Annotated in this window: 9 protein-coding genes; 3 read left to right on the top strand and 6 right to left on the bottom strand. The window is 33.4% G+C overall.

The genetic code is table 11. From position 1 onward, the window contains the following. Window positions 1–116: 116 nt before the first annotated feature. The 4 genes from tsf to rplM form a co-directional block, all read right to left on the bottom strand. Entirely contained in the window at window positions 117–941 is an 825-nt protein-coding gene (gene tsf / locus OM075_RS19875) for a translation elongation factor Ts (RefSeq protein WP_301192300.1), read from the bottom strand. Between the two features lie 32 nt (window positions 942–973). Then, the gene (rpsB, locus tag OM075_RS19880) at window positions 974–1,786 is read right to left on the bottom strand and encodes a 30S ribosomal protein S2 (protein ID WP_301192301.1); all 813 of its coding nucleotides are present in this window, start codon (window positions 1,784–1,786) and stop codon (window positions 974–976) included. A gap of 147 nt (window positions 1,787–1,933) precedes the next feature. After that, the gene (gene rpsI / locus OM075_RS19885; protein ID WP_301192302.1) at window positions 1,934–2,320 is read right to left on the bottom strand and encodes a 30S ribosomal protein S9; all 387 of its coding nucleotides are present in this window, start codon (window positions 2,318–2,320) and stop codon (window positions 1,934–1,936) included. Between the two features lie 5 nt (window positions 2,321–2,325). After that, on the bottom strand, window positions 2,326–2,781 hold the full coding sequence (gene rplM / locus OM075_RS19890) for a 50S ribosomal protein L13 (RefSeq protein WP_301192303.1): 456 nt from the start codon (window positions 2,779–2,781) through the stop codon (window positions 2,326–2,328). A 249-nt stretch (window positions 2,782–3,030) separates the two neighbouring features. Here rplM and OM075_RS19895 point away from each other — a divergent pair, with 249 nt between their 5' ends. Beyond that, window positions 3,031–3,501: a nucleoside deaminase gene (locus OM075_RS19895; RefSeq protein ID WP_301192304.1), complete on the top strand. Its 471-nt coding sequence runs from the start codon at window positions 3,031–3,033 to the stop codon at window positions 3,499–3,501. Further along, complete coding sequence (locus OM075_RS19900; protein ID WP_301192305.1) at window positions 3,501–4,013, top strand: DNA-3-methyladenine glycosylase; 513 nt, start codon at window positions 3,501–3,503, stop codon at window positions 4,011–4,013. Before OM075_RS19895 ends, OM075_RS19900 begins: the two co-directional genes overlap by 1 nt. Here OM075_RS19900 and OM075_RS19905 read toward each other — a convergent pair. Both OM075_RS19905 and OM075_RS19910 read right to left on the bottom strand, forming a co-directional pair. Further along, window positions 3,998–4,786, bottom strand: a complete 789-nt coding sequence (locus OM075_RS19905) for a LytR/AlgR family response regulator transcription factor (RefSeq protein ID WP_301192306.1) — start codon at window positions 4,784–4,786, stop codon at window positions 3,998–4,000. The two genes, OM075_RS19900 and OM075_RS19905, sit on opposite strands and share 16 nt — an antisense overlap. Window positions 4,787–4,810: 24 nt before the next feature. Continuing rightward, window positions 4,811–6,778, bottom strand: a complete 1,968-nt coding sequence (locus tag OM075_RS19910) for a tetratricopeptide repeat-containing sensor histidine kinase (protein ID WP_301192307.1) — start codon at window positions 6,776–6,778, stop codon at window positions 4,811–4,813. A gap of 230 nt (window positions 6,779–7,008) precedes the next feature. Between OM075_RS19910 and OM075_RS19915 the strand changes: the two genes are divergently transcribed. Further along, window positions 7,009–7,792, top strand: a 784-nt coding sequence (locus OM075_RS19915) for an SdiA-regulated domain-containing protein (RefSeq protein WP_301192308.1), incomplete at its 3' end; no start/stop codon positions are given.

Here is a 7,792-nt window from a genome sequence, read left to right on the forward strand (position 1 = left end):
TTCGGCTTTTTGCATGATGAGAAAAACGTAAAATCAGTGTAAAGTACTTTTGTAAATAAAAAATCCCGGATATGTCGAGCATATCCGGGATTATATATTTTAACAGCGTTAAACTATTAGCTTAAAGAAAAACGTTTAAACTCAGTAACTGTTAAACCGTTGCTTGCAGCGTTAAGATATTGCTTAATAGATTGTTTGTTATCTTTAACAAATGCTTGCTCAAGAAGAGTAGATTCTTTAAAGAATTTACCTAAACGACCTTCTGCAATTTTATCAAGCATAGCCTCTGGCTTACCTTCTTCACGTGCTTTTTCTTTACCAATTCTTAATTCCGACTCAACGATTTCAGCAGGAACAGAATCTTTATCAACACTTACAGGAGCCATAGCTGCAACTTGCATAGCTACGTCTTTACCAACTTGTACGTCGAAGCCAGCTTGGTTAAAGCCAACAACTACAGAAAGTTGATTTCCTGGGTGAATGTAAGGAACAACAGTTTCAGCATTAACAACTGAATAATCTGCGATTTCAATTTTTTCGCCGATAACACCGATTTGCTCAGTAATAACTTCTTTGATAACTACACCATTAAGTTGTAGATCTAAAATGTCTTCTTTAGTAGCAGCATCACTGTTAAGAGCAGCTTCAAGAATTGAATCAGCTAGAGCAACGAAGCTTTCATTTTTACCAACGAAGTCTGTTTCACATTTTAAAATGATAACAGCACCTTTTTTACCGTCAGCAGAAACTTTTGCTAAAGTACAACCTTCAGTAGTTTCACGATCAGCACGTTTACTAGCCATTGCCTGACCTTTTTTACGGATGATTTCAACAGCAGCGTCAAAATCGCCATCAGTTTCGGTTAATGCCTTTTTACAGTCCATCATACCGGCACCAGTCATCTCTCTAAGTTTTTTTACGTCAGCAGCTTTAATCGCCATGATATTATCTTTTTTTAGATGATTAAATTGAATTATTCAGCTGCACCTTCTTCTTTAGAAGTTGCTTCTGAAGCTTCTGCTTTAGCAGCAGCTTTTTTCTCGTCTTTTTTAGCAGCTTTGTCTTTTTTAGCAGCAGCTTCACTTTCACGATCTACTTTTCTTTCGCTTAATCCTTCTTCAATAGCTTTCACCATGATATCAGTGATTAATTCGATAGATTTAGTTGCATCATCGTTTGCTGGGATAACATAATCCAAGTTTGCTGGATTAGAGTTAGTATCCACTACTCCAAACACAGGAATGTTTAATCTGTTAGCCTCACGCACTGCAATGTGCTCTTTCATTACATCAATAACGAACATAGCAGCAGGAAGACGAGTAAGGTCAGCAATACTTCCTAATGTTTTTTCTAACTTAGCTCTTTGACGAGTGATTTGAAGACGCTCTCTTTTAGAAAGGTTTTTCCAAGCACTAGGATCAGCCATAAGCTTATCGATAGAACCCATTTTTTTAACAGCCTTACGGATTGTTGGGAAGTTTGTAAGCATACCTCCAGGCCAACGCTCCACAACGTAAGGCATATTAACACCTTTCATTTTTTCAGCAATAATTTCTTTTGCTTGTTTTTTAGTAGCAACGAATAAAATTTTTCGTCCAGATCTTGCAATCTGTTTTAATGCGTTTGCTGCTTCTTCAATTTTAGCAGCGGTTTTATGTAGATCGATAATGTGGATCCCGTTACGCTCCATAAAAATGTAAGGAGCCATTGCTGGATTCCACTTTCTTTTTAAGTGACCAAAGTGTACTCCGGCCTCTAATAATTCATCGAAATTTGTTCTTGCCATTTTTGTTTTTTTTAAAGTCGTTTACATTCTGTAAATATCAACTTCTAAGTAGTCATTTCGTGCTGAGATTAGCTTAGTTGAAGCTTTTGTTTACAGCATGGTAAAATGAATCTTAGCAGTTTAGATACTAAACGCACCCGAAAAATATTAACGCTTACTAAATTGAAATTTCTTACGTGCTTTTGGTTGACCAGGTTTTTTACGCTCAACAACTCTTGCGTCGCGTGTCATAAATCCTTGTGCTTTTAAAGCAGGTTTATTTTCTTCGTTAACTTTTACTAGTGCACGAGCAACAGCTAATCTAATAGCTTCTGCTTGTCCTTTAATTCCGCCACCGTAAACATTTACTTTAATATCATAGTTTTCAGCTACTCCTAAAGTGTTTAACGGCTGAGTTACTATATATTGTAAAATTGGTGATGGAAAGAATTCCTTAAGGTCACGCTTATTAATGGTAATTTGTCCTTTACCCTCGCTCAAATAAATACGAGCCACAGCAGCTTTTCTTCTACCTATTGCGTTTATTACTTCCATACTCATTACTTATATAAGTTTAAATCAATAGTTTTTGGCTTTTGTGCCTCTTGTTTATGCTCAGCTCCAGCATACACAAATAGGTTGCTGAATAATTGACGTCCTAAACGATTTTTTGGCAACATACCTTTTACCGCTCTCTCTACAAGTCTCTCTGGACTCTTTGCAAACAATTCTGCAGGAGTAACATTTGTACGTCCGCCTGGAAATCCTGAGTGATAGAAGAATTCTCTTCCTTCCCACTTGTTTCCTGTTAAACGAACTTTGTCTGCGTTAATAATGATTACATTATCACCACAGTCTACATGAGGAGTGTAATTTGGCTTGTACTTTCCACGTAACAATTTTGCTACTTTTGAAGCCAAACGTCCAACTATCATGTCTGTTGCATCTACAACAACCCACTCTTTATTAGCAGTTGCTTTGTTTGCCGATACTGTTTTGTAACTTAAAGTATTCACAGTCTTCCTTTGTTAATAAATTAAAAAAATAAACAGATTCAAACAGCCATAACAATCTAACTAACAATCTTATGCATTTTATCTTCCCATCAACAAAATAGCGCTAAGTTGTTCAATTATATTGCCTTAAACTGTTCGGCACGAATAATAATCGGCCGCAAAAGTACAGTTTATTTTTCTTATAACCCAATAAAAATCAAAAAAATGTATATTTGTTAGCTATTAATTTTTAAAGAAAAACCAAAAAGGATGAACAATCATAATATATTCATGTCTAGAGCAATAGAATTATCTGAGAATAATGTAAAAAATGGGGGTGGTCCTTTTGGCGCTGTCATCGTAAAAGAAGGAAAAATTGTTGCCGAAGGTTTTAATCAGGTGACTCAAAATAATGATCCGACTGCTCATGCTGAAGTCACAGCTATTAGAAATGCAGCTTCCCATTTAAGTACCTATGATTTATCAGGTTGTGTTATTTACACGTCGTGTGAACCGTGCCCCATGTGTTTGGGTGCGATATACTGGTCAGGAATCAGAGAAATGTATTACGGAAACACGCAAAAGAATGCGGCTTCTATAGGTTTTGATGATGAGTTTATATATAAGGAAATTGATAAACCTATTTCGGAAAGGAAGTTAGTGACCACACAATTGATGAATGAGGAAGCATTAAAGGCTTTTCGATTATGGCAGGATTTAGAAGATAAAATTGAGTATTAATGAAATTAGACCAATCATTCTTTTTGCGAAATGCTTTGGATGTAGCTCCGGAGCTAATAGGTAAAAAGATTGTGAGAATTTTTGAGGGTGGAATTAGGGAAGAGTTTATTATAACAGAAGTTGAGGCATATTGTGGTCAGGAGGATTTGGCTTGTCATGCAAGTAAGGGACGTACTCAAAGAACTGAGGTTATGTTTCATCAAGGGGGCAAGGTTTATGTCTATTTGATCTATGGTATGTATTGGATGTTGAATTTTGTTTGTGGAGATGAGAACGATGCTCAGGCCGTTCTAATTCGTGGTGTAAAAGGTATATCGGGTCCTGGCAGATTAGGAAAGCGGTTGGCTTTGGATAAAAGCTTTTATGGAGAAGATTTATCTCAATCGAAACGAATATGGTTAGAGAATGGAGTACAACAAGATTGCACCATTCAGGTATCTAAAAGAATTGGTGTTGAATATGCAGGTGAATTATGGGGGAATAAACTTTATCGGTTTTATACTGATTTATAAGATTTAATTCTTACCTCAGACTTGGTATTCTTATGCCAATTTTGAGTTAATATCCCCAGTCTCTTTTTTTCAAAAGGAATAGTTAGGTGATTTGTTAATGTTAGTAGCTTAGTTGAATAATCGACAGCTAGAATATGGTTGATGTTAACAATAAATAGTGGGTGACATCGGAAAAAATTATAAGATTGAAGCATGGATTCATACCTTCGTAAAGGTTCTTTAATTTCAATTTGTTTTCCTGTTTCTAAAGCAAAGTATGAAAGAGAATAATGCGATTCTCCATAAATTATAGCGGAGATTGGTACGGATAGGATTTGGCTTTTTGTTTTAAAAATAATTTGCTTGTCCTCGTTTTCATAATTCGTATTAATAAAGAAGGTTTGCATTTTCTTTTTGTAACCTTCTTCAACTAATTCGGTAATTACATTATCAACTGTAATTAACAGATCGCTGATGTCGAGAGGTTTGTAAATGAAATCAATAGAAGCAAATCTAATGTCATCAAGAGCATATTCCTGATATGCTGACATGAATATGACTTTATAACTCAAGTGTGTGGTTTTCTTCAAAACTTCAATTGCTGTTCCATTAATTAAATGCATGTCAAGAATGGCAATATCTGGTTTGTAAGTATTCAGTGCTTCAATTGTGTTTTCTAAAGAATCTGTTTTAGCTACAATTTGTATAGAAATAAAATTTTGAACAAGAATAGTATGTATAGCATTTCTAATTCTATGATCATCATCGGCTAATAAAACACTTATATTTTTCATGGTTAGTGTGATTTATTATGAATACTACTTTTTATTTAGTCTGTTTTTTTCTGCTATACTTATAATTGGAAGTTCAAATTGAACTAAAACGCCACTTTCTGAAGGTTTTATATCTTGTATATCTGTAATTTTAAAGTGAGCTTTTTTATGCGTCATCTTTTTAATTACATCCAGGCGTTCGTTTGTAATTTTAATAGCCATTGACTCGTGTTTAGAACCTATGGCCCCGGCTTTTTGAGATGCTTTCCATCCAATACCATTGTCCTCTATTTCAATTTTTAGTGTACTGTTTTGTTTGAAAAATCGAATGTTGATGATTCCTTTATCTCCAATGCTTTTAATTCCATGTTCAATAGAATTTTCAACAAATGGCTGGGTTAACATTGGAGGAATTAATACGTCATCTTCGTTTATGTTCTCATCTATATGAATATTGTATTGAAAAGGATAAACAAATCTTAATCGTTGTAGCTCAAGGTAATATCCAAGCATCTTGTTTTCATCCTTTAAAGGAACGTATTCGTATTCAGAGCTTCTTAAAACCTGACGCATTAACGAAGCAAAGTCAGAAAGAAATTGCGAAGATTTTTTCATGTCATTTTCAAGGATGTAAACCTGAATAGCGCTAAGTGCATTGAAAATGAAATGTGGATTCATTTGAGTGCGCAACAATCTTTGTTGCATTAGGATATTGTTGTATTTAGATCGTAGTTTTAATTGTCTGAATGATAATACAACAACAATAATTAATACAAAAGCTAATATGAAAGTGAACAGCAATGTCTTTTTTTGAACAGCAATGAGTTTGTTTTGTAGTTCTGTTTTGTTGTTTAAAAATTGAATCTGATTTTGAGTTTGTTCCAGATTTTGAGAAGCCTCAACGGCAACTAGGTGTCTTAAATTTTCCTCATTAATTATGCTGTCTTTATATATTTCAGCAGTTTTTAAAAAATCGAGTGCTTTTTTGTTGTTGTTAAGTGCTTCATATGCACCGGATAGTAACCTGCTGCATGCCTCAATTTGGTTTTTTGAACCTACTTCCATGGCAATTTTAAGCCCATTTTCTAAATTTTTTATGCCTTTAAAATAGTCTTTAGTTAGCAAATAAGTTTCACCAAGAATAGTGTAGCTTACTGAAATGTTTATTTTGTCTCTGGACTGTTTGTTAAAAACCAAGGCTTGTTCCAGGTAATTAATGGCTGTGTTGAATTGTTTTTTGAGTTTGTAGGCGTCTCCAATGCTGTTGTAATTAATGGCTTTACCTCCAATTGAATTGATTTGGGTGTTGTACTCAAACGATTTATTAAAATAAACAAGAGCAGAATCTATTAAACCAAGAGATTTAACAGATTCTCCAATGTTGTTGTAATTTATGGCAAGACCAAGCTTGTTATTTTGTTGCTTTGATATTTCCAGTGATTTTTTGAAGTATTCAATTGATACGTGGTAGCGTTGTAAATTGGTGTATACATTGCCTAAACCATTTATAGAAACTGCCATTTGAAAAGTATCATGAATAGATTCTGCTATATTCATGGCTTCCAGATGGAGGTCAAGGGCATTTTTGTTTTCATCCATTCTTCGATAAACTACAGCCAGTAAATTTAAATACTTTGTAATTAAAGGTTTGTTATTTAATGATCTGGCAATTTCAACAGCTTTTTCGTGGAGTTCGAGTGCATTGTTAAATTCAGACCTGTTTCGATATCTGACACCTAGAGTGCTATATATAAGTGCTTGTTGCTCCAGAAAGTTATTTTTTTGAGCAATCTCTTGTGCTTGAATGAGATAGTCGTCGAGAACAGGGGCGGAAATTAAATTTTGTTCGTAAAAAGTATTGGATTGTTTAATCAGGTTTGAAACAACAGTAGAATCAGTTTTAGAAAGACTTATTTCATGAGTTGGATTGGGGTTAGCCTTTTTTTTATTTGAACAATTAACAAAGCAAAAAATTACTATAGATACGATGATATTTAACTTAATTTGCTTCATAAATTTAATTTGTTTTGTAATTTAATGTTTTAAGTACTTTGTTATGTGATTGTTATGTGACTATTTATTAACTATTTATTAACATGTGTTCTATATTTAAAAACTTAGGTATAATTAATGTACCTGAGTTAACAGGCAAATAGTTACTGTTTCATTCAATAGCTTTTATTTAAACTATATTTGCGCTGTTTCAATATTGATAATTCTAAATTGAACTAATCTTTTATTTCATGGCTTTTTTTATTAAACGACCTTTGTTTCTATTAATTGTACTTCTTCTTTCTTTTTGTCAGTGCGATGTTATAAATAGTACCCTTGGAAAGCATAAAAATTACGCTATGCTATCATTTTCAACCATGGGTGTTGTTAACTATGATTACAAAATGCCTGATAGAGTTAAGGAATTGGATATGGAATTAAGAGAGATTTCAGGTTTAGATTTTAATGAGGCAAACAATTCATTGTTGGCTATTAATGATGAAAAGGGATTTGTTTATGAATTAAGTATTGATGATTTTGATATTATCAGTAAAAATGAGTTTTGGAATACAGGAGATTATGAGGGTGTTGAATTTGATGGTAAATATATATGGGTTTTAAAAAGCAATGGAAAATTGTATCAGTTTGATCCTGTCAATAAAGAAACCGTAGAATATGAAACTAAACTTTCTTCAGATAACGATGTTGAGGGCTTATGTTATGATCCGCAAAAACAATTGTTTTATTTGGCTTGTAAGGGAATAACTTTAAATAAAAAAGATAAGGTAAGAACCAAAGCCATATATAGTTTTAATATAAAAGACAAGAAGCTGGAAAAAGAACCTTTAATAAAGATTCATCCAAATAAAATTAAGAAATTTATAAATGAAGTTGCCAAAGAAGAAGTGGATGGAAATTATTTAGACAGAGTTGAGGTTTTTTCACCTTCAGCTGTTGCAATGAGTAATAATCGGGATTTATACGTTTTGTCAGCAAGAGGTAGTATGTTGTTGGTTATTGGCTTTAATTCTGAAA

The organism is Plebeiibacterium sediminum (assembly GCF_026013605.1).
Taxonomy (GTDB): domain Bacteria; phylum Bacteroidota; class Bacteroidia; order Bacteroidales; family Marinilabiliaceae; genus Saccharicrinis; species Saccharicrinis sediminus.

Coding starts and splice junctions, on each gene's coding strand:
- OM075_RS19900 (WP_301192305.1), top strand. CDS start 3,501: ATGAAATTAGACCAATCATTCTTTTTGCGAAATGCTTTGGATGTAGCT.
- OM075_RS19895 (WP_301192304.1), top strand. CDS start 3,031: ATGAACAATCATAATATATTCATGTCTAGAGCAATAGAATTATCTGAG.
- tsf (WP_301192300.1), bottom strand. CDS start 941: ATGGCGATTAAAGCTGCTGACGTAAAAAAACTTAGAGAGATGACTGGT.
- OM075_RS19905 (WP_301192306.1), bottom strand. CDS start 4,786: ATGAAAAATATAAGTGTTTTATTAGCCGATGATGATCATAGAATTAGA.
- rpsI (WP_301192302.1), bottom strand. CDS start 2,320: ATGGAAGTAATAAACGCAATAGGTAGAAGAAAAGCTGCTGTGGCTCGT.
- OM075_RS19910 (WP_301192307.1), bottom strand. CDS start 6,778: ATGAAGCAAATTAAGTTAAATATCATCGTATCTATAGTAATTTTTTGC.
- rpsB (WP_301192301.1), bottom strand. CDS start 1,786: ATGGCAAGAACAAATTTCGATGAATTATTAGAGGCCGGAGTACACTTT.